Raw genomic sequence first — 20,726 nt, forward strand, 5'->3', positions numbered from 1 at the left:
GAAGCTGCGAGGGAGCGAGCGATGCGGCCGAAGGAACGGCGCGAGAGCGGCCAGACCGACCTGTTGCGATCCCGGCTCGACCAGATCCTCAATATGGATCATGCGCTTGTGCAACTGGCCAAGGCGATCGACTGGCGCTTTTTGGAAGAACGGCTTGGCGCGGTCTATGACGACGATCCCGGCCGGCCGCCGCTGCCGACACGGCTGATGGCGGGCCTGGCCATCCTCAAGTCGATGCACAACCTGTCCGACGAGGCGCTGTGCGAGCGCTGGCTGGAGAACCCCTATTACCAGCAGTTCTGCGGGGAAGAGTTCTTCCAGCACCGCCTGCCCTTCGACCGCACCTCGCTGACGCGCTGGCGTCTGCGCATGGGCGAGGAGCGGCTGATGGCCTTGCTCCAGGAGAGCCTTGCGGCAGCGACCCGGTTGGGCGCGGCCAAACCGGCGGACTTCCGTGCGGTGATCGTCGACACCACCGTGCAGGAGAAGGCCATCACTTTCCCGACCGACGCCAAGCTGATGCATCGCGCCCGCGAGCGGCTGGTGAAGCTGGCCAGGAAACATGGCATCGGCCTGCGCCAGTCCTATGCGCGGGTCGGCAAGTTCGCGCTGATCAAGCATCAGCGTTATGCCCACGCCAAGCAGTTCAAGCGGGCCAACCGGGCGCTCAAGCGACTGCGCACCATGCTCGGTGCGGTGATCCGCGACATCACCCGCAAGCTCGCCGGGCGGCCGGAACTGTCGCAGCCCTTCGCCCTGCCGCTGTCGCTGGCCCGACGTGTCAGGGACCAGCGCCAGCGCGAGCGGGGCAAGAAGCTCTACTCCCTGCATGCTCCCGAGGTGGAGTGCATCGGCAAGGGCAAGGCCCACAAGCCCTATGAGTTCGGCGTCAAGGTCTCGGTCGCCACCACGCTGCAGCGCAGCCGCGGCGGCCAGTTCGTCGCCCACGTCAAGGCGCTGCCCGGCAATCCCTATGATGGCCACACGCTGGCCACCGTCATCCCCGCCATCGAGACCGCGGTCGGCGTCACCCTCGGCAAGATCGTCACCGATGCCGGCTATCGCGGCCACAACGCGCCGAAGGACAAGATGTTCAAGGTTCATGTCGCCGGCTACAGGCGCGGCCTCACCAAGACCATCAAGCGGGCACTGCGACGCCGGGCCGCCGTCGAACCGGTCATCGGCCATCTCAAGAACGACCATCGCATGGGCCGCAACTTCCTGGCCTTCGCCGAAGGCGATGCCAACAACGCAGTGCTCGCCGCCGTCGGCTACAACTTCAGCCTCTTGCTCAACTGGCTGAGGCTTTTGTGTGCCTTCTTCCTGGCGCTGTTCGCAGCCGCCGCAACGCTGCCGCTCCAGTCACGATCAGCCTAACCGACGTGCCGATTGCTAGCCCCATCCGACCGAGCCCTGCTCGCAGCTCACCATCGGCGAATTGGGCCTTCTTCACGGACGACGGTATAGCATGAACGATTTGACCGCTACGATGATCGGGCAACAGCCGACAGAGGAAGCCACAATGGTCACAAATTCAGACGGAATCTATCTCCCGTTCAAGGACATTTTGCAAGCCCAACTTTTTGTCGTAGTAAGTAGCACCAGTGTCAAAAAACCCTGCCGTTAGATAAAAATGTCTAGCTCTTGCATTATCTTCTTCAACGGCAAGCATGAGGCGCTTGGCAGATGGGCGGTTTGCCGAAATCCAATGAGAGACAAGTCCAGTCGCCGCTTTTCCATATCCGTTACCTTGGTATCCTCGGCCTACGCGGAAGCTGTGCATGGTAATCACGCCTGGCGGGGCCCATTCAGGCAAGGCCGCTTTTTCACGCAGGACAAAGAAGCCAACGATCTGATGGTGGACAACGACTGCAAATGGATGCTCCAGGTCGGGGCGCGCGTTCCCTTGAAGCTCGGAGAACACAAAATCCAACGGGTCGACAAACTGTTCTTGCTCGGGCTCGAGCTTTAATTTGGCGACGCGAGCTCGATCAAAACGAGATAAAGTTTTCAGCGTCGCATGCATGCCAGGTCCCTTCGGCGTCAGTTGTAAGCCTCTGATGAAGCACGAATGAACGTCTCACCCACCCCCTGAATGTGGTGGGTAGTTCCTTCCGGCTCGAAAACGGATGGCGCAAAAGTCATGCCACCTGAGCAGAAATAACTTCAAAGGATATTTATGTCTAATTCAAGAGTATGAGAGTGAAGTTGGAGGACGAACATCGAACATCGTGTCGCGGACGCGACAAACGCGATACAGTTAGAGACTGTTTCGAAATTCGCTCTGGCGAGTCATATGATGGTGGTTTCGAGAACCGGAGCGGACATTTGGGTCCGTGAGCACCGGAAGCGCAGAAAACGCCATCAGATGGCCGCCAGAGTAGAATTTCAAAACAGATGGGGTGATTGGGGTCTCGGCCGAGCCAGATGATGGCGGCTGCTCCTGTCGAAATGTGAAAACGTGGTCGATGTGAGTCGCCACAAACATTTGGAAGGAGCAGCCATGAAGTACTTTGCCGGACTGGACGTGTCTTTGGAAGAGACCTCTATTTGCATTGTCGACGAGACTGGCCGAATCGTGAAGGAGGCGAGAGCGTTGAGCGATCCGCAGGCGTTGTGTGAAGCGCTGAAGGGGACCGGCTTGCCGCTTGAGCGGATCGGCCTGGAAGCGTGCTCGCTGGCGGCCTGGCTTCACGATGGACTGCACGCCGAAGGCTTGCCGGCGACCTGCATCGAGACGCGGCAGGCCAATGCGGCGATGAAGACCATGCCCAACAAGACCGATCGCAATGACGCCCGCGCGCTGGCGCAGATCATGCGCACCGGCTGGTATCAGCAGGTGCACGTCAAGAGCCGGCAGTGCCGGCTCTGGCGCTCGCTGCTGGTTGCCCGCCGCACGGTGCTGAACGAGATGCGTTCGATCGAGAACGTGGTGCGGGCGATGCTGCGCGAGGCCGGCGTCAAACTGGGCTTGCCGTCGCGCAGCGCTTTGCCGGCCGCGTGCGGGAACTGGCCGGCGCCGACGCCCAGATGATGGCGATGGTCGAGCCGCTGCTTGCGATCCTCGCCGTCATGCTGGGAGAGTTCGCCCGCCTGACCAAGCAGGTTCTCGATATCGTGCGCAAGGAGGAAGTCTGCCGGCGGCTGATGAGCGCGCCGGGCGTCGGGCCGATCACCGCGCTTGCCTTCCGCGCCACGATCGACCGGCCGGAGCGGTTCGGCTCGTCGCGGGCGGTAGGGGCGCATCTGGGGCTGACGCCGGCGCGCTACCAGTCCGGCGAGACCGACATCCAGGGAAGGGTCAGCCGCTGCGGCGATGAACTCGCCCGCACCGCCCTCTACGAGGCAGCGCATTCGCTGCTCGTGCGATCGAAGAAGTGGTCGAGCCTCAGGGCCTGGGGCATGACCATCGCCAGGCGCCGGGGCATGGCGCGGGCGCGGGTGGCGGTGGCCCGCAAGCTGGCGGTCATCCTGCATCGCATGTGGGCCGAGGCAACCGAATTCCGCTTTGGAAAGGAGCCTGCCGCGGTGGCGGCGTGAACCGAGGCCAATCAAAGGAACACGCAACACGAACAAAGCCTTCGCCCGAAAGGGCGATGCCCGGATCGTTCCGTGGGGACGATGGGCGAGGCGATCTCGTTGAGAGTCCCGAACCTGCCGGCCAAGACTCGGCAAGGTCGTGAAACAGATTGAGACGCCTCGCTCTCCTGACCCCATCATGCGGCGGCCAGAGCGCCGACCGCGAAGAGAAGCGAGTGACCCACGGAACGGTCCAGAAAAAAGTGCAGGAGCATCTTGACCTCAACGACCCCAATCAGAGAAGGCTCTTAGTCTTACTGAGTCAGAAAGTCGCGGCTGCGGGGGGATTCGCGCTGGTCGGGGATTTGTTAGGGTGCTGCTTCGTGATCAGGGAAGCGCCCCGCCATGCCCGACTGGACAGCCGAGAGTGAAGCCGCATTCGACGCCTATGTCGATGCTTTGATCGGGGTGATCGGCCACGCCGACCGCGCTGAGCCGCTGAAGGATTGAAGGATTACTGCCTGGGACTCCTGATGCCGATCGAGCGCAAGAGCGTGGAACCGTTGGCGGCTGTCACGGCGCCGTCGCGGGTAGCGGCCAAGCATCAGTCTCTGTTGCATTTCGTGGGACAGGCGCCGTGGTCGGACGCGGCCTTGCTAGAGCACGTCCGGTTTAATCCGGGTCATAGCCTGCGGCCTTGAAGTAGTTCCGGCATTCGGCTGGGGTGAAGAGGTCAACGAGCGATCCGACGGCGTTCCACAGGGCTGTGATTGTCCTCTCGGCTTTGGCGCGCATAAGAGCCTTGAGTTTTGAGAAGGCGTTTTCGATCGGATTGAAGTCGGGGCTGTAGGGCGGCAGGAACATGAGCCTCGAGCCGGTCGTCTCGATCGCGTCGCGCACGCCGGCCGCCTTGTGCGCCGGCAAATTGTCCATGATGACGACGTCGCCCTCCGACAGGGTCGGAACCAGAACCTGCTCAACATAAGCCAGGAACACGTTGCCGTTCATGGCGCCGTCGTAGACGAACGGAGCGGTCATTCCTGTCAGCCGTAACGCGCCGGTGAAGGTGGTGGTCTTCCAATGGCCGTGCGGCACGCCGGCCCGGCAGCGCTCACCGCGCGGCGCACGTCCCCGCAGACGGGCCATCTTGGTCGACAGCCCGGTCTCATCAATGAAGACGAGCTTCGCTGGATCGAGATCGAGCTGGCCGTCGAACCAGGCGCGACGGCGCTTCAGGATGTCGGGGCGGTCCTGCTCCAGTGCGTGTGCGGACTTTTTTTGAACGTCCACCCGTGGCCGCGAAGCCATGCGCTCAAGGCGCTGCGGCTGATCCGCACCGACCGCTCGTCCCCCAGCCGTTCCACCATTTCGTTCAGCGTGATGTCCTTGCGCTCATCGATCAGCCCGACGATGAAGGCTTCGTGGGCATCAAGGCTGGACGCGCGTCGGCGGCCTTGCGGGCGAGGCATCCGCTCGCCGATCTTCGCCCGTGCGATCCACCGGATCGCACTCGATATGCCGACGCCGAACCGCGCCGCCGCCTGCCGTGCGGACATGCCCGCGTCCGAAGCCTTCAAGACCCGGGATCGAAGATCGCCGCTCAGTGCTCTTGTCATCATCCACCTCATCAAAGGGGATGTTGAATCACCCATGCAGCCCGACGTCACATCACAATCGATTCATCGATCGCGGGACGTGCTCTAGCACGGGTTCGCGACTGGGTTCTTCCACGGATCGAGCAGCGTGGACCGATCCGGGCGTGGATCGTCGACGACACGGGCTTTCCCAAGAAGGGCAAGCACTCGGTGGGCGTAGCGCGCCAGTATTGCGGCCAGTTGGGCAAGCAGGACAACTGTCAGATTGCGGTTAGCCTATCGATCGCAAATGACGCAGCCTCGCTTCCGATCGCCTACGAATTGTATCTCCCGCACAGCTGGGCGGAGGATCCCGAACAACGCAAGAAGGCCAAGATTCCGGCGGAGATCACGTTCCGGACCAAGCCGCAGATCGCGCTCGAGCAGATCAGGACGGCCAAGGCCGAAGGCGTCGCGCCCGGCGTGGTTCTGGCCGACGCCGGATATGGCGCCGACGGCGGTTTCCGCGCGGGCCTGTCCGAGCTCGGTCTGACCTATGTTGTCGGCGTTCAGCCCACACTCAGCGTCTGGCGCCCAGGCGAGAGCCCGCTGCCGCCCAAGCCCTGGAGCGGAAGAGGCCGGCCGCCGTCTCGAGTCGGCCGAACCGACAATCACAAGCCGATCTCGGCCAAGGCCCTGGCCGAGGAGTTCGACGCCGAGACTTGGCGCACGATCGCCTGGCGTGAAGGAACCAACACCGAGCTCAATTCCCGCTTCGCCGCCGTGCGCTTGCGGCCGGCATCCAGGGACTACAATCGGCCCGAGGCTCACGCCGAAGAGTGGCTCCTGATCGAGTGGCCTGAAGGCGAGGTCGAGCCGAGCAAGTATTGGCTCTCCACCTTGCCGGCCGACGCTACGATCACCCAGTTGGTCGATGCCGCCAAGCTGCGTTGGCGGATCGAGCGAGACTATCAGGAACTCAAGCAGGAGTTGGGACTGGGCCACTACGAAGGCCGAGGGTGGCGGGGCTTCCACCACCACGCCAGCCTCTGTATCGCCGCCTATGGCTTCTTGGTCTCTCTGAGGGAGACGATTCCCCCCTCAACTCCAACTCGCGCCCAAGGCCGCCAAACACCTGGTCTTCCCGACGGTCATCGACCCCGCGGATCCTCCGATCCGACCAGAGCGGCACGTCCCGACCTCGATCCCAACCCTCAGGCGACGCCTGACTGTGGCCCTGGCCAACCGTCTGCAACGATGTCCGTGCTGCATAAGGCCAATGGACAGTCCGCGTCACGTTCGCACTTTATGACGCAGTAGTATTAGCGCATCTCCGCGTTTCAAAAAACGGCGGCCTTAGTCTTGGTGGATGTCCATTCCAATCACGCGTCACATACGCGCCTCCCTGTCAGAGCGAAACGACGGGAGCGGCGCGCGACACGACAACTACGGATTCGCGCTCACTGCGCAACCGGGCAGAGTCGCGAGGCGACCAGCTACTAACACACTGTTGGCTCATCGTGTGGGATCGGCCTGCCCGCACCTTCGTGCTCCCGGTGCCTCCGTCCCGGAAAGCTCGCACGGCGCCGGTATCGAGGGCAGCATCTCCTGCCAAAAAGCGCGCCTATGGCTTGGCCCGCTGCACTTGGCGCGGCTTCAATCACTTCAAAAAGGCTTACGTCTGGTCCTCGGTGGTCGCTACAATCTCCCCCCTCTTCGCCCGCCTCAGGCCGACCTGCCCCCCAGTCATCGGGCTGCGTTCAGGAGCATGCCGGCGAGCGCCGGCCGATACCCCTGGGCTCTCATTGCCGCTTGATCGACCCATTGCATTCCGCCAAAAATGCCGGATGTGTGAAACGTCTCAACACAAATCCGAGCGATTTGAAATGTTGCCTGCTAATCCGTGCCAGTCCCAAGGGCAGCCTCCACGACATTCGCCCAATAGGCCACTCCGTATGGGATTGCCCCATCGTCGAAGTCGTAGGCGGCATTGTGCAACGCGGCTGACGGGCCATTGCCAATGAAAATGAGTGCTCCTGGCCGCGCCTGCAGCATGTAAGCGAAATCCTCGGCACCCATAACCGGCCTCAACTTCTCGTCTACCGCTGCCGCGCCGGTGCCTCCCGCCGCCCGAACGGCAAGAGCAGTGGCGGCGATATCGTTCACGGCCGCTGGTACCGATCGGCGGTAGCGGTAGGAAATGTCGCCCCCGAAAGCTTGCGCGATTTTCCGTGCAGTCGTCTCCAACTGGGTCTCAGCGAAGTCGCGGAGGGCAGGGGCCAACGCGCGGACTGTTCCTGCCAGTTCGACTTCGTCGGCAATCACATTGTAAGCATTCGAGGCGCGGAGTTTCGTGACGGAAATTACCAGCGACTCGACCGGGTCAGTGCTGCGCGACACCAACGCCTGCAGGCCTGTAATGACTTGAGCGGCGATAACGACCGGATCAACGGTCAAGTGCGGGGCTGCAGCGTGCCCACCGCGACCTTTTACAACGATGTCGAAATCATCCTGGCAGGCCATCATCGGGCCGGCGCAGATGGCAAACCTGCCGATATCGATCCCTGGCCAATTGTGCATGCCGAACACTTGCGAGATGCCAAAACGGTCCAAGAAGCCGTCTTCGACCATCTTGAACCCGCCCGAGGGCAATTCGACCTCCTCGGCCGGCTGGAAGATAAGCGCGACGGTACCCCTGAAATTCCGTCTCTTAGCAAGGTACTTCGCAGCACCAAGCAGCATCGCCGTGTGGCCGTCATGACCGCAGGCGTGCATCTTCCCCGGAATCTTCGAGGCCCATGTTTTTCCCGGTGCCTCCTGAATTGGTAAGGCGTCCATATCGGCCCGGAGCCCTATCGTCGGCCCTTCGCCGCTCTCTCCCTGAATGAAAGCGACTATGCCGGTTCCGGCTATACCTGTTTCAATGTGGTTGATTACCAAAGGACGCCAGCTTGTCTGCAACAAACCGTGCCGTCGCGTGCACGGAAAAGTCGAGTTCGGGGTTTTGATGAAGATGCCGGCGCCAGGCCGTGACCTCGTCGGCCAAGGGATGAAATTTCGCGACTGAATGCATGCTGACTCCGTTCATAAACGCCTGGCGGAAGTCGGAGGGCCATGTGTTTCGCCATTATGTGGATAATTTGCCGGAAGCGTTTGGAATAGTCTTGGCAAAATTCCGGCCCAAGTGAAAAGAAGCCGTCGCGTATCGGCTACGATTGCAACAATAGCACCTTTTGAATGGCTTAGCGTTTCATTGGGCGTTCGATCTTGCAACGAGCGTTTCGGATCGCTAATGCCACATAGTGGTTTCGTATCTAGGGTGTAGGTATGATAGATGATCTTGACCGGCGGATACTCGGCGCCCTTCAAAAGAACAACAGGCTGTCGTTCTCCGAGCTTGCGGACCTCGTGGGTTCGTCTGCTGCCTCATGCATGCGCCGTGTCAATAAGTTACGCGGCGACGGGGTTATCACCGCTGACATCTCCCTAGTCGACCCCAAGGCGCTGGGGAAGTCGCTGACTGTGGTCGTTACAGTGGAGCTCGATCGCGAGCGTTTAGACCTCGTTGACGACTTCAAGCGAGCGATGAGGACGGCAAAAGAAGTCACTCAATGCTATATGGTGACAGGTGATGCTGACTTCGTTCTTATTGTAGCAGTAGAGGACGTTGAGGCCTTTGACGTATTTGTAAAGACCAAACTGTACACAAATCAGAATGTCCGCAAGTTCAAGAGCATGATTGCGCTGGACCGCGTGAAGTTTGAGCCCCGAGTGCTCGTGTAGCCGTTGTGCGGCTGAACGTTTCCGCCACTCCTATCCCGTTTTTGAAGCGTGCATTGCGGCCGGGGCGCCACTTTGATCGCAATCAGCGCATCGAAGTCTGCGATTTAATTGGAACACCGGGCGACCGGCGGCCGGCCAAAAAAAGGGCTTGTGGCCCCGCTCAAGCGGTAATCGATCGCGCTGACGACATCTGGTACGCGCAAGATTTGGAGGACCCAGGAATGACACTTGCTGCGGCCGAACCGGCAACGACTCTCCCAGCCATAGAGCAACGGCACCGCGATCAACGGCATTATCCTCACGGCGTAGCCTTCATGGATGGTCAGTACCTGCCGATGTCCGAAGCCAAGGTGTCCGTTCTCGACTGGGGCTTTCTGCATTCCGACGCCACCTACGACACCGTTCATGTTTGGGACGGGAGGTTCTTCAGGCTGGACCTGCACCTGGACCGGTTCTGCCGCGGGATGGAAAAACTCCGCATGAAGCTTCCCTACAACCGCAGCGAGATCGAAAAGATCCTGTCGACCTGTGTGGCGCTATCCGGGCACAAGTCGGCCTATGTCGAGATGATCTGCACGCGAGGAGGCTCGCCCACCTTCAGTCGTGACCCGCGCCAGTCGGAGAATAGGTTCATCGCATTCGCGGTGCCTTTTGGGTCGGTCGCAAACAAGGAGCAACTTGAGCGCGGCCTGCATGTCGCTATCAGCAACACCGTCCGGATCCCGCCCGAGTCGATCGATCCGACCATCAAGAACTATCACTGGCTCGATCTGGTGAAGGGCCTGTTCGATGCGTACGACTACGGTGCCGAAACAGCATTGATCGTCGACATCAACGGCAACATTGCCGAGGGACCTGGCTTCAACGTTTTCACCGTGAAGGACGGCCGCTTGAAGACCCCGGCTTATGGCGTCCTTGCCGGCATTACCCGCCGGACCGTATTTGATCTATGCGGCGAACTGAGCCTATCCGTCAGCGCCGGCGACATCGATCGCGACGAGCTGAAGGGCTCCGATGAGGTTTTCATCACGTCTACAGCGGGCGGGATCATGCCGGTGTCCAAGATTGACGAAACCGTTGTAGGCGACGGCAAGGTTGGCGCTCTAACCCGCCAGCTGACAGACCTGTATTGGGAGAAGCATGCCGATCCGGCATGGTCGACCCCGGTAAATTACGCGTAGTACCGCGATGTATTGTCGAGAGGGTCCTCCCTAGTGCGGGGAGGGCTGTGCTGCCGTGAGTTTTGCCGATGACCGACGCTTTCATCTCTCATCTCTCCAACGAACTCGCCGGCCTGAAATCGGCTGGCCTCTATAAATCCGAGCGGGTGATCTCTTCGACCCAGTCGGCTGAGATCGAGGTCGGCGGGCAGAAGATGCTCAACTTCTGCGCCAACAACTATCTCGGCCTTGCCGACAGCGCCGATCTGCGCGCGGCGGCCAGCCAGGCGCTCGACCGCTATGGCTACGGCATGGCGTCGGTGCGCTTCATCTCCGGCACGCAAGAGGAGCACAAACAGCTCGAGGCGACGATTTCATCCTTCCTCGGCCTGGAGGACACCATCCTCTATGGCTCCTGCTTCGACGCCAATGGCGGCCTGTTCGAGACGCTGCTTGGTGAGGAGGATGCGATCATCTCCGATGCGCTCAACCACGCCTCGATCATCGACGGCGTGCGGCTGTCGAAGGCCAAACGCTTCCGCTACGCCAACAACGACATGGCCGATCTGGAAGCGCGGCTGAAGGAGGCGAAGGACTGCCGCTTCCGGCTGATCGCCACTGACGGCGTGTTTTCCATGGACGGTATCATCGCCAACCTGAAAGGCGTCTGCGATCTCGCCGAGAAATACGGTGCGATGGTGATGGTCGACGACAGCCACGCGGTTGGCTTCGTCGGCAGACACGGCCGCGGCTCGGCCGAACATTGCGGCGTCGAGGGCAGGGTGGACATCATCACCGGCACGCTCGGCAAGGCGCTGGGCGGCGCGTCCGGCGGCTACACCTCGGGCAAGAAGCAGGTGGTCGACTGGCTGCGCCAGCGCTCGCGCCCCTATCTGTTTTCCAACACGCTGATGCCGGCGATCGCCGGCGCTTCGATCAAGGTCTTCGAACTGATCAAGGACGGCGACGGTTTGCGCAAGCGGCTCTACGACAATGCCGCGCGCTTCCGGACAGAGATGGGCAAGCTCGGCTTCACGCTGGCCGGCGCCGACCATCCGATCATCCCGGTGATGCTGGGCGATGCGACGTTGGCGCAGGAGATGGCGGCGCGCATGCTGAAGCGCGGCATCTATGTCATCGGCTTCTCCTTCCCGGTGGTGCCGAAGGGTCAGGCGCGCATCCGCACGCAAATGTCGGCGGCGCACTCAAGCGCCGACATCGACCGCGCTGTCGAGGCGTTTGCGGAGGTAGCAGGGGGACTGTCGATCATATAACCGGCGGTCTCTAACTGCCTCGCCGCCAAACAGAGCTTCCGGCGAAATTCTAGAGTCTCATCAGAGTATGTGCGTTAGCTGCTTCGGCGCCCGAATCGTGAGCAGCTCGGCCTTTCCTTCAGTAACTACAACTGTTTCCTCGTGCAAAACGATTTTACCGGGCTCGTATTCCAAGGCAGGCTCAATGCAGAGCACCATGCCTGGCTGCAACACCGTATTGTCCTCCAGTCGAATTGACGGCGGTTCGGTCAGCCGCAAACCAAGTCCATGCCCCATGCGCCCGTTGCTATTGAGGTCCGCCCCACCCGAAGAGAGTGCCTTGGCCATCTGCTCAAAGACAAATCCGGCCGTAACCCCTGCTGTTGCCGCTTGAAGCCCAATCTCGTGCGCTTCCCAAACCTTGTCTTGAGCATACCGTAGGGCATCTGTAGCCCTGCCAACCTGGTAGTTACGATCGTAATCGCAGAAGTACCCGTCGAAGGTCGTACCCGTGTCGATGAAGAGCAGGTCGCCATCAGCGATCGGCCGATCCCTTGGGCCGCCCGTAATCTCGAAAGGCCCGCCGACGTCGGATCTGCAAATGAGAGTCGGGATAGCGCTGGCGCCTCCCATATTAAGGCGACCGCGGAATTCGCGAAGGATAGTGCGTTCAGTATCGCCGATTTTAACGAAACCGGGGACTTGGGCGTATACGGCACCCGCGATGTCGACAGCCTTTTTGATTTTACTGACCTCGGCCGCGCTCTTGATCATGCGGAGCTGCCAAATGAGGCTTGCGCCATCAACAATCTCAACGCTTTTCAGATCACCGATGATCGCATTCAATTGCGTTACCGGCATCCCCAGTCGCAGTTCGAAACCAAGCTCGGCGCCGACCCGTCCGTGTCGTCGGGACAGGTCGGATATCGCAGCGACAACAAGAGATGTGCCTTCGTCCTCGGGCCGAGGCGAAGGCCAGGATCGGATTTCCTTGATCCACGTCTTCTCGATGATAGCCCTGCCGATCTCTGGAATGATCGCAAGGGGCGCCCCGGTAGCAGGCACCAACACGAACCAAGGTCGCGTGTAGCTCTCCCAGAACGTGGAATCGACACCGATGAAATACCGGATATTGTCCATCGAAGTGAGCAACAAACCGTCCAGGCGATGTTGACCCATTAACAGCTGAGCCCGACTGACACGCTCTTCGAACTCAGTCGGCGCAAAGCCGTAGGAGGCTTCCTGATCCATTCTGTAACCCTGTCTATCCAAACGTTCTCGGCCGTGGCGGCTGCATCTACCCACCATCCTAAAGGCGCTCAGTGCACGAAAGATGCCAAAATGGCGCCGGCGGCACAGACGCTGTTTCAATTGTGCCTAATCGGTCGACGGATCTGTTTCTCTCACCCACAGAGTCAGGCCGCCTGAGCTTCCAACCCGCCCCCCCCTCGATTGCCTCCACGGCCACTGCTTCATCGTTGTCTGATGTATCTCCAGTAATGCCTACCGCACCAAGCAACCGACCGGTCTGGTCTCGCACCAGGACACCCCCGGGAACGGGGACTATTTTGCCGCCTGATATGGCGGTTAGGCCAGCTACAAAATGAGGGCGGTCGGCTGATGCTTTGTCGAGCCAGCGTGAACCAAAGCCGACAGCCAAAGCACCGTAAGCCTTGCCGAATGCAAGTTCAAAGCGGAGCATTGAAGCCCCGTCCTGCTTCTGGAACGCGACCAAGTGGCCGCCAGCATCCAGAACCGCAACGCTCAAGGGCTTGAGACCCTTTCCGCCCTGTGGAGCACGCCCTATTAATGATGTAATTGGCGACTTCCAATTTCAGATTAGTCATGTTCGACTTCCTTGGGCTTTATAGCAGGGACGTCTACTACGCTGCCAAACGAGCATCGACCGGAAGATCCGTAGCCACAACCGTGGCCAGCATGGCCGAAGTTGCCGCAGAAAGCGTCCACCCGAGATGCCCATGACCCGTATTATAGAAGACTCCAGGAACCCGGCCTTTGCCGACGCGTGGCATCATGTTCGGCATCATCGGTCGAAGCCCTGCCCACGGCACAACGTGTTCAGTTGCCACTTTCGGGAACATCATCCGCGTCCAGTCGACCAACGGTCTGATGCGATCTTCACGGATGTCGAAATTGACACCATTGAACTCTGCGGTCCCTGCCACCCGCAGACGCGCAGCGCCGAGGCGGCTGGTCACGATTTTCGCCCGGTCGTCCAGAATGCTCACCCAAGGCGCCGAGGAATCCGCCGCAGACCCGTCCAACTCCACCGTAATGGAATACCCTTTCACCGGATAAATATTGATGCGATCCCCGAACATCGCAGCGATATCGCGACTGTTTGTTCCCGCACACACTACAATCCCGTCGGCTTCTAGCGTCTGATCGGTGCCACCAGTTGTGCAAATGAGGTTAAAGCGATCTCCACGTTCAACCCGGGTCACCTCAGCGTCATAGATGAAATGGGCACCTAGCTTTATGCAGGCCTTTTCCAAACCCGCGCAATATTTGTGGATGTCGCCGGTAGAATCCGACGGGGTGTAAAATCCTCCATAAAAATTACCATGCAGTGCAGGTTCAATCCCGGCAAGTTCGCTGGGCGTCACCGGACGCCGGTCGAGGCCACCCTCATTCAGCATCCCGTTCACCTTTAACGCGTGGTCGAAGCCAGCTTTGTCCCAGCAAACATGCAGGATACCGCGATGGACGTGATCAAAGTCGATGCCTTCGCGGTCAGCGATCTCGAAGAGGTGCTTACGGGCCGCGATAGCCAGGCGGGTCGTTTCAATCGTGTTCTCGCGATATCGCGAAATATTGGACACGAATTCAAGCAGCCAGCTGTACTTGTGCCACGACGGAGTAGGATTCATGAGGAGCGGGGCATCCCGCCGAAGCATCCACTGTAACCGGGGCAGATTACCGGGCGGTGGGGGTTTGCAGGCGCGTGCGTTCGTGATTCACCCTTTGCGTGATGTTACCACCGACTGATTCGCTTGAAGGCTTGTCGCTCGCGGAACTCCGCGGGCTGGTTTCTGCGCTGATCGGCGAAGTGCGCGGTCTTCAAGGCCGGGTCGAGAGCCTTGAGATCGAGAACCAGGCGCTACGCGCCGAGAACCAGACCCTAAAGGATGAGATCGCCCGGCTGAAGGACCTGCCGCCGCGTCCCCCGGTCAAGCCGACCAAGCCATCGGGCATGGAGAAGGCGACGCAGCCGACATCTGGCAAGGGCAAGCGCCGCCGGCGCGGCGCCAAGCGCGACGGCGGTCGCGTGAGCCGCGAGGTGACGGTTGCGGTGAGCGCTCCTGCGGGCTCTCGCTTCAAGGGGTATGAGACGATCCTGGTGCGCGATCTGGCGTTGTCGGCCGAGGTGGTGCGCTATCGCCGCGAGCGCTGGGTGACACCGACCGGCGAAACGATGGTGGCGCCCTTGCCGGCGGGGATCATCGGCGGCTGGGGCGCGAACCTGCGCCGCTTCATTCTGGCCTGTCACATTCAAGGCCAGGTGACGACGGAGCGGTTGACGGCGTTGTTGACCGGGATCGGGGTCGACATTTCGAAGCGCCAGGTGGTGCGGCTGATTTCGGAGGGCCTGGAGGCCTTCGCGGCGGAGGACCGTGACGTGCTGCGCGCCGGGCTGGCTACGGCGCCCTGGATCACCGTCGATGATACGTCGGCGCGCCACGCCCACCAGGACGGCTACACCACCCAGATCGGCGACCGCCGCTTCACCGCGTTCCGCACCGGGCGATCGAAGTCACGGGAGGCGTTCCTGGCGACGCTGCGTGCCGGGCACAGCGATTACTTCATCAATGAAGAGGCCCTGGCCTATATGCGCGGCCGCAACCTCGCCGGTCCGGTGATCGCGCGGCTGGCGGCTGCGCCGCACAAGGCATTTGCCGACAGCGCCGCATGGCAGGCGCATCTGGCCGCACTCGGCCTCGACCAGCTCGCGGTTGAGCCCAACCCAGTCAGGATCGCCACCGAAGGGGCGATGTGGGGAGCGATCCGCCACCACGGCTTTCTTGGCGATACCGTGGTCGTGTCCGATGATGCCGGCCAGTTCCGCATCGGCGACCATGCTCTGTGCTGGGTCCACGCCGAGCGGCTCGTCCATAAATTGATACCCGTGACCCCGGATCAACGTCAGGCCGTCGACATCATGCGCCAGTTGATCTGGTGGTTCTATCGCGACCTCCAGAGCTACCAGCGTGCTCCTTGTCCGCGCCGCGCGGCGGCCCTGCGCGCCCGCTTCGAGCGCCTGTTCAAACGACGAACCGGCTACGTCATGCTCGACCGGCTTCTTGCCAGGCTGCATCGCCGCAAGCATGAACTCCTGCGCGTTCTCGATCGTCCCGAGATCCCGCTCCACACCAATGGCTCGGAAAACGACATCCGCACCTTCGTCACCAAGCGCAAGATCTCCGGCGGAACCGTCAGCGAGGCAGGCAAGAACGCCCGCGACGTCCTGCTCGGCCTGATGAAGACCTGCATCAAGCTCGACGTCTCATTCTTCCGCTATCTCGGCGACCGCCTCGGCATACCAACACAAGAGTCGATTCCGCCGCTCCCGGATCTCGTTAGGCAAGCCGCTCAAGCCTGACTGCCCGGTAATCTGCCCCGGTTACGCATCCACTTGATTCCCTTAAGCACGGTCGACCAATGATTCCAGACTTCGGCATTGCTTGCGGACAACTGGCCACCGTTGGCAAACGAGGTTTCCATCGCGGTGTAACGACGCCGCTCGACCACGGTCACGTCGTAGCCTTGCTCCAACAGCGCATAAGCCGTCGACACGCCGGCAATTCCGGCGCCAATTACAATGATTTTAGGCATGTCAAACTCCGAACAGTGCAATGGGTGCGAGGTTGGCCCGCGGCGAATCCCCAAATCTGTCTCGGGTACCTGAGAGCTTAACCGGACCTGCCGGCTTTCCCCTTCGGTGGACGCTCGTGGCGTCTCTCTCCAGATCGTTCGGCGGTGCGGTCACTTTTGCCTGAGAGTTTCCTTGGGGGGTTGCTCCGTCGGCGTCGGCAGTTGCCGATCTCTCCTGTCCAGCCTTTGAACGGCGCACCTATACGCCGATAGGTCACGCCATTGATCGCCATTTTCTCTGCGGGGCTGAAATGTACGGACCAATCTTTCGGGCTTTCTGGCGATATGAGCTCAAGCGTGCCCAAGGGGCGCGGCCGATTAGCTCAGCCATAGGCTTTCGCCCTCACAGATCCGGGCGGGCGGGTTCTCCGCATCAAATGTAGCCGGCCACATTTTGCAGAGCGTTCTTAGCTTGGCGTCGCACAAAAAGGCGAGTGGCGAAAGCGGAGCGGTTCCTTTCAGAGCGTATCCCCGTATGGCCTAACGGGCCCGAGGCTGCGATTTTGGCCAATTTTGCGGAATTATCAGAGAACTTCACGGCATCCTTCGGTAGCCCCAAGTGCATCTCGCATCCCAAACCACATCGGTTTGTGTGATCCACATTTCATCAGTCACCGTAGTTTGGCGCAAAGCCTTCGCTCTCACATGTCATCCTTTCGAGGTCGTGGAGCAATAATTCTAACCCGCGATTGAAGTTTCAAGATGCGACAAGACCGGGGAAATCGACGCGCTAACCTTCGCCGCGAAGAACGGACGCGTGCCCCGTTCGGAATGGTGTCTTCCCATGTTCAACAAGCGAGTTACTCGTGCCGGCCGAGAGGTCAGCCGAGATGAACGAAGGCTTTCGCATACACCCGTCTATGAAGGTCGCCAGATCTGCATAAGAAGAACAAAGAGGAGCAATGATGAACAAAGACGAGCCAATGATGGGTCTCGTGTCCGTGCCGGCCGGCCACGTGCTGGGAGCCGAACGCATGCCGCCGCCGCTTCCCCGCGTCGAACCACGAATCCGGATCCTCCATGACGACGTCACAATAGACCAATACGGCTGGCTTCGCGATCGGACAAATCCGGATGTCCGCGCGTATCTGGAAGCAGAGAACAGCTACGCGGACCAAGTGACAGCTCACTTGACAGACCTCAAGGCGGAGCTCGTCGCCGAGATTGAAGGCCGTCGGCCTTGCGAGGGCGCCCCACCAGCGTTCCAGGTTGGCCCTTTCGAGTACTTCCAAAGACCCGAGCCGGGCCTTCTACATTCGCGATGGTGGCGGCGGCCGCTAGGCGCAGATTCGGCCGAGCTCGTTGTGGATCCGAACGCGCTCGAAGGGGCCGAGGTCTTTTACCGGCTCGGTGTCTTCGAGCCGAGTGACGACGGGCGTTACGTGGCCTTCAGCTTCGATGTCATCGGTGCCGAGAACTACGAGCTTAGGGTGCGGGACATGGAGACCGGCCGTGACGTCTGGCAGGGCTCGAGGCAGGCTGTGACGGCAGCTTGGGCCGCAGATGGTTATACCCTGTTTTTCACGCGGGAGCGGCCGGACTTGCGGCGACAATGCCATGAGCTTATCCGCCTGGACGTTGCAGCGGGGAGTTCTGAGGTCGTGTTCGAGGAGGCGGACGAGCGACTGAACGTGGGGATAAGGCGCTCCGATAGCGGCGCCTGGCTGTTCCTGGATGTAAAGGGCGTTCGTCGGGGGCCAGTGGAAGTGTGGTGCCTTCCCGCCGACAAGCTGGGCGTTGGGTGGCGCCGTTTAGTGACGCGGGAACTGGGTCACCAGGTGTTTGCCGAGCACTGGCAGGACAAGTTCCTGTTCCACGTTGATGACACCGGACCGTATTGGCGGCTCGTGCGTACGCCGATTGACGACCCGTCACCCTCGGGTTGGGAAGAGGTGGTGCCGCATCGGGACGGTGTGATGCTCGAGGAGGTGCACGTACTCGAACACCAGCTGGTACTCCTGGAGCGAGTCGGCCTCCGTCCCCGTCTGGTCTCGCGCGACGAAAGTGGTCGGATTGGAGCCACGATCGTTCCTGATGAGCCGAGCTGTAGCTTAACGGTCGGCTTGTCGGCGGGGGGGCACTATTCGGTCGCAAGGCATCCGTTCCGAGGCTCGAGGCTGATGTATAGAATCAGTTCGTTCGTGACGCCGGACTTGATCATTGAGCATAATCTCACCGAGGGCACATCAGCAGTCCGCTACCAAGCCAGCATTCCGGGGTTTGACGCGGCTCAATATGTGGCGACGGTTGTCATGGTGGAGGCGGAAGACGGGGTGCAGGTGCCTGTCTCGTTGGTCGCGCGGCGCGATCGAACGAGCCCTGGGCCGGTGTTATTGAACGTGTACGGTTGCTACGGGGTAACGAGATGGCCCTCGTTCTTCGCGTGGCCTTCGTACATGACCGAGCGCTTGAGCCTGCTCGATCGAGGGGTTGCTTTCGGCATCGTGCACGCACGCGGGGGTGGCGAGCTTGGATACCCATGGCACGAAGCGGCCACCGGCGATCGAAAGCGCACAACCTTCACAGATTTGATCGCCGCTGCAGAGGGGCTCGTTGAGCAGGGGTTCGCCACCCTCGACGGTATCGTGATCGACGGAAAGAGCGGCGGTGGGGGTGTTGTGCTTGCTACCGCCGCCTTGCGGCCCGACTTGTTCTGCGCCGTGCTCGCCGAAGTTCCACTAGCTGACATCCTGGATACCGAGCTGGATTTCACAATGCCGTACGCGCGAGTTGAAACGGCGGAATACGGAGACCCCCACATCGTCCACGAGTATCGGTACCTCCGTAGCTACGATCCGTACTACAATCTCAGCGCCGATCGTCCGCTTCCGCCGACCTACGTCGATGCTGCGCTCAACGATGGCCAGGTGCTCTACTACCAGCCCGCCCGCTACGTAGCGCAGCGCCGGTTCTGCGCAGCCGATCACGACCCCAATCTTGTCTTCCGCATGCGGACGGTGGGCGGTCACAGCAGCGGTTCACACGGACCTAGCGTAGCCGAGGAAGCAGCTTTTCGGATGGCCTGGGTGCTCGATCATCTCCGACGCCCGAGCAGCTGAGCGGATTCAGTCCGCATATCCTGACAGACTGTGGTCAGACGGGAAGTTATGTGAGTGGCGGCTCTGATGACAAAGACGTCAGACTGCTCAGAGGCCGCTGATCGCTGTTATTCGCCAGGCGCCGGAAATGGCGTGATCGACCAACTGATTAGTTCGACGGCGCGCTGAAGTGCGACTTCGGTCTCTGGAAGACTGGGTGAAGCGGCCATGACATGGCCGATCCAGTCTCGGGAATCGCCTGTCCTGACAATCGGCGTCTTGGATTCTATATAGAATTTGACCTCTGCGACACCTGATACAGCGGCCGCCCGACTCTCGCAAGCGATCGAATCGATGGTGCCATCGCGATCCGCAATCAGGATTCGTGCGGCTGCAGTGTGCGAATGCCTTTTGCGCAAGTCCCATCCGTCACCGATGGCAAGTTTGATGTGCTCGGTGATAAGATCGAGCCCGTAAGCCAGCTGAACCAGTTGAGGATCAGGTGTACCAGCGAGACGCGGATTGACTTCTATGACGACTGGGCCGCGCTTCGTCCACCGGAGTTCAATATTCGTTGGCCCCCAGCCAAGGCCGAGAGCTTGCAAACAGGTCAACGAGACGTCTGCGATATGTTTTTGCTCGTCATCGGTCAGCGGGGCCGGAAAGGTGAATTCACGATAGACGAAATGGGGCGGGGGCCCGAAGTCAGCGGCACCAATCGCAATTACCTCATTTCCCATTATCTCAGCGATATATTGGAGGCCTTGCGCGAATTCTTCGACCAGTATCCTCGGCGAAGACTGCCATACATGCTTGCCTTCCAATAGATAGGCCGCATGTTCGGCTACCTCTGCGACGTCGCGGCACAATCGGACACCTTTGCTGCCGGCGCCGACGGCTGGCTTAAGAACCACCGGCAGGCCGATCTCCGTAGCATAGCTTTCTACGTCCCTCGCATTTGAGGCCACGCGAAAAGCAGGTACCGGAACGCCCGCCTCCGCAAGGAGCCGACGTTGAATGAATTTGTCGCAGCATCGCTCAATCGATGCAGGGTTCGGTCCTGGCAGACCAAAATGCCGGCAGAGCCTGCCGACTGTCGCATAGGCGCAATCCTCAGTGCTCACAATGCCAGCAATATCATTGCTTACTGTAAGTTTAGAACATTCGCGAACCAGCGCATCGAGATTGCGTGTATCGACCCGGATTACCTCCACCCTTTCCGCCGCGATGTATTCGTAACAATCTGGATCAGACGCCAGTATAATTGGATGAAGACCAAGATTCTTTGCCGATTGAATATATAGAAGACCAGTACATCTATTATGGCCCTCAAGGAGTATGAGTGCTCTTCTTGCCATTGACTGTTAACCCCCTACGTTGCGAGCTGTGCGGCGGTCCGAGGGAAACTCGATATCAGTTCCTTAGCTGTTCCTGACCTCAGACTTGGTGGCGAACCTACCACTGTCTGCTCTTTGCGGTTGCAAAGATTTTGTTAAATTTTAGGTA

General features: G+C 60.4%; 10 protein-coding genes, 8 pseudogenes and 1 riboswitch. Of the genes and pseudogenes, 10 read left to right on the forward strand and 8 right to left on the reverse strand.

Annotated elements, in window-relative coordinates:
- The first annotated feature begins 21 nt into the window (after window positions 1–21).
- Window positions 22–1,377, forward strand: a complete 1,356-nt coding sequence (locus DBIPINDM_RS22605) for an IS5 family transposase (protein ID WP_258581318.1) — start codon at window positions 22–24, stop codon at window positions 1,375–1,377.
- Window positions 1,378–1,534: 157 nt separating this feature from the next.
- Here the strand turns inward: DBIPINDM_RS22605 and DBIPINDM_RS22610 are convergent, their stop codons facing one another.
- Complete coding sequence (locus DBIPINDM_RS22610) at window positions 1,535–2,026, reverse strand: GNAT family N-acetyltransferase (protein WP_258581319.1); 492 nt, start codon at window positions 2,024–2,026, stop codon at window positions 1,535–1,537.
- Window positions 2,027–2,503: 477 nt separating this feature from the next.
- Here DBIPINDM_RS22610 and DBIPINDM_RS22615 point away from each other — a divergent pair.
- Window positions 2,504–3,540, forward strand: a pseudogene (locus DBIPINDM_RS22615) (IS110 family transposase).
- 384 nt (window positions 3,541–3,924) lie between these two features.
- Window positions 3,925–4,190: pseudogene (locus DBIPINDM_RS22620) on the forward strand (transposase); the annotation flags it as partial.
- A gap of 1 nt (window position 4,191) precedes the next feature.
- Here the strand turns inward: DBIPINDM_RS22620 and DBIPINDM_RS22625 are convergent.
- Window positions 4,192–5,135 (reverse strand): IS630 family transposase gene (locus DBIPINDM_RS22625; protein WP_258580841.1). Its coding sequence is split into 2 segments (ribosomal slippage): window positions 4,192–4,799 and window positions 4,799–5,135, totalling 945 coding nucleotides; the frame shifts between segments, so codons are not numbered across the junction.
- An 81-nt stretch (window positions 5,136–5,216) separates the two neighbouring features.
- On the opposite strand from DBIPINDM_RS22625, the pseudogene DBIPINDM_RS22630 reads away from it, so the two are divergent.
- Together DBIPINDM_RS22630 and DBIPINDM_RS43640 are read left to right on the forward strand one after the other, a co-directional pair.
- A pseudogene (locus DBIPINDM_RS22630) lies at window positions 5,217–6,413 on the forward strand (IS701 family transposase); the annotation flags it as partial.
- 265 nt (window positions 6,414–6,678) lie between these two features.
- Window positions 6,679–6,829, forward strand: a pseudogene (locus DBIPINDM_RS43640) (ISNCY family transposase); the annotation flags it as partial.
- Window positions 6,830–6,989: 160 nt separating this feature from the next.
- Here DBIPINDM_RS43640 and DBIPINDM_RS22635 read toward each other — a convergent pair.
- Window positions 6,990–8,166, reverse strand: a pseudogene (locus DBIPINDM_RS22635) (amidohydrolase).
- A gap of 254 nt (window positions 8,167–8,420) precedes the next feature.
- Between DBIPINDM_RS22635 and DBIPINDM_RS22640 the strand changes: the two are divergent.
- The 3 genes from DBIPINDM_RS22640 to DBIPINDM_RS22650 all read left to right on the forward strand — a co-directional run bounded on the left by DBIPINDM_RS22640 (window position 8,421) and on the right by DBIPINDM_RS22650 (window position 11,310).
- Window positions 8,421–8,876 carry an Lrp/AsnC family transcriptional regulator gene (locus DBIPINDM_RS22640; RefSeq protein ID WP_258581320.1) on the forward strand — a complete coding sequence of 152 codons (456 nt, stop codon included), beginning with the start codon at window positions 8,421–8,423 and terminating at the stop codon, window positions 8,874–8,876.
- Window positions 8,877–9,097: 221 nt separating this feature from the next.
- Window positions 9,098–10,057: an aminotransferase class IV gene (locus tag DBIPINDM_RS22645; RefSeq protein ID WP_258581321.1), complete on the forward strand. Its 960-nt coding sequence runs from the start codon at window positions 9,098–9,100 to the stop codon at window positions 10,055–10,057.
- Window positions 10,058–10,125: 68 nt separating this feature from the next.
- On the forward strand, window positions 10,126–11,310 hold the full coding sequence (locus DBIPINDM_RS22650) for a glycine C-acetyltransferase (protein ID WP_258581322.1): 1,185 nt from the start codon (window positions 10,126–10,128) through the stop codon (window positions 11,308–11,310).
- 60 nt (window positions 11,311–11,370) lie between these two features.
- Here the strand turns inward: DBIPINDM_RS22650 and DBIPINDM_RS22655 are convergent, their stop codons facing one another.
- From DBIPINDM_RS22655 to DBIPINDM_RS22665, 3 genes and pseudogenes are all read right to left on the reverse strand, one after another.
- Complete coding sequence (locus tag DBIPINDM_RS22655; RefSeq protein WP_258581323.1) at window positions 11,371–12,540, reverse strand: M24 family metallopeptidase; 1,170 nt, start codon at window positions 12,538–12,540, stop codon at window positions 11,371–11,373.
- 164 nt (window positions 12,541–12,704) lie between these two features.
- Window positions 12,705–13,136, reverse strand: a pseudogene (locus DBIPINDM_RS22660) (GlcG/HbpS family heme-binding protein).
- A 36-nt stretch (window positions 13,137–13,172) separates the two neighbouring features.
- Window positions 13,173–14,225, reverse strand: a pseudogene (locus tag DBIPINDM_RS22665) (D-amino acid dehydrogenase); the annotation flags it as partial.
- Between the two features lie 86 nt (window positions 14,226–14,311).
- On the opposite strand from DBIPINDM_RS22665, the gene DBIPINDM_RS22670 reads away from it, so the two are divergent.
- Window positions 14,312–15,910 (forward strand): IS66 family transposase, encoded by a 1,599-nt coding sequence (locus DBIPINDM_RS22670; protein WP_318036888.1) that lies wholly within the window; start codon window positions 14,312–14,314, stop codon window positions 15,908–15,910.
- A gap of 17 nt (window positions 15,911–15,927) precedes the next feature.
- Here the strand turns inward: DBIPINDM_RS22670 and DBIPINDM_RS22675 are convergent.
- Window positions 15,928–16,143: pseudogene (locus DBIPINDM_RS22675) on the reverse strand (FAD-dependent oxidoreductase); the annotation flags it as partial.
- Window positions 16,144–16,189: 46 nt separating this feature from the next.
- A riboswitch (glycine riboswitch) is annotated at window positions 16,190–16,286 on the reverse strand.
- An 801-nt stretch (window positions 16,287–17,087) separates the two neighbouring features.
- On the opposite strand from DBIPINDM_RS22675, the gene DBIPINDM_RS22680 reads away from it, so the two are divergent.
- Window positions 17,088–19,241 carry a S9 family peptidase gene (locus tag DBIPINDM_RS22680; protein WP_258581324.1) on the forward strand — a complete coding sequence of 718 codons (2,154 nt, stop codon included), beginning with the start codon at window positions 17,088–17,090 and terminating at the stop codon, window positions 19,239–19,241.
- A 107-nt stretch (window positions 19,242–19,348) separates the two neighbouring features.
- Here the strand turns inward: DBIPINDM_RS22680 and DBIPINDM_RS22685 are convergent, their stop codons facing one another.
- Window positions 19,349–20,578 carry an ATP-grasp domain-containing protein gene (locus tag DBIPINDM_RS22685; protein WP_258581325.1) on the reverse strand — a complete coding sequence of 410 codons (1,230 nt, stop codon included), beginning with the start codon at window positions 20,576–20,578 and terminating at the stop codon, window positions 19,349–19,351.
- Window positions 20,579–20,726 lie beyond the last annotated feature (148 nt).

This window comes from Mesorhizobium sp. AR02 (genome assembly GCF_024746835.1).
Lineage (GTDB): Bacteria > Pseudomonadota > Alphaproteobacteria > Rhizobiales > Rhizobiaceae > Mesorhizobium.

Coding starts and splice junctions, on each gene's coding strand:
- DBIPINDM_RS22605 (WP_258581318.1), top strand. CDS start 22: ATGCGGCCGAAGGAACGGCGCGAGAGCGGCCAGACCGACCTGTTGCGA.
- DBIPINDM_RS22610 (WP_258581319.1), bottom strand. CDS start 2,026: ATGCATGCGACGCTGAAAACTTTATCTCGTTTTGATCGAGCTCGCGTC.
- DBIPINDM_RS22640 (WP_258581320.1), top strand. CDS start 8,421: ATGATAGATGATCTTGACCGGCGGATACTCGGCGCCCTTCAAAAGAAC.
- DBIPINDM_RS22645 (WP_258581321.1), top strand. CDS start 9,098: ATGACACTTGCTGCGGCCGAACCGGCAACGACTCTCCCAGCCATAGAG.
- DBIPINDM_RS22650 (WP_258581322.1), top strand. CDS start 10,126: ATGACCGACGCTTTCATCTCTCATCTCTCCAACGAACTCGCCGGCCTG.
- DBIPINDM_RS22655 (WP_258581323.1), bottom strand. CDS start 12,540: ATGGATCAGGAAGCCTCCTACGGCTTTGCGCCGACTGAGTTCGAAGAG.
- DBIPINDM_RS22680 (WP_258581324.1), top strand. CDS start 17,088: ATGAACAAAGACGAGCCAATGATGGGTCTCGTGTCCGTGCCGGCCGGC.
- DBIPINDM_RS22685 (WP_258581325.1), bottom strand. CDS start 20,578: ATGGCAAGAAGAGCACTCATACTCCTTGAGGGCCATAATAGATGTACT.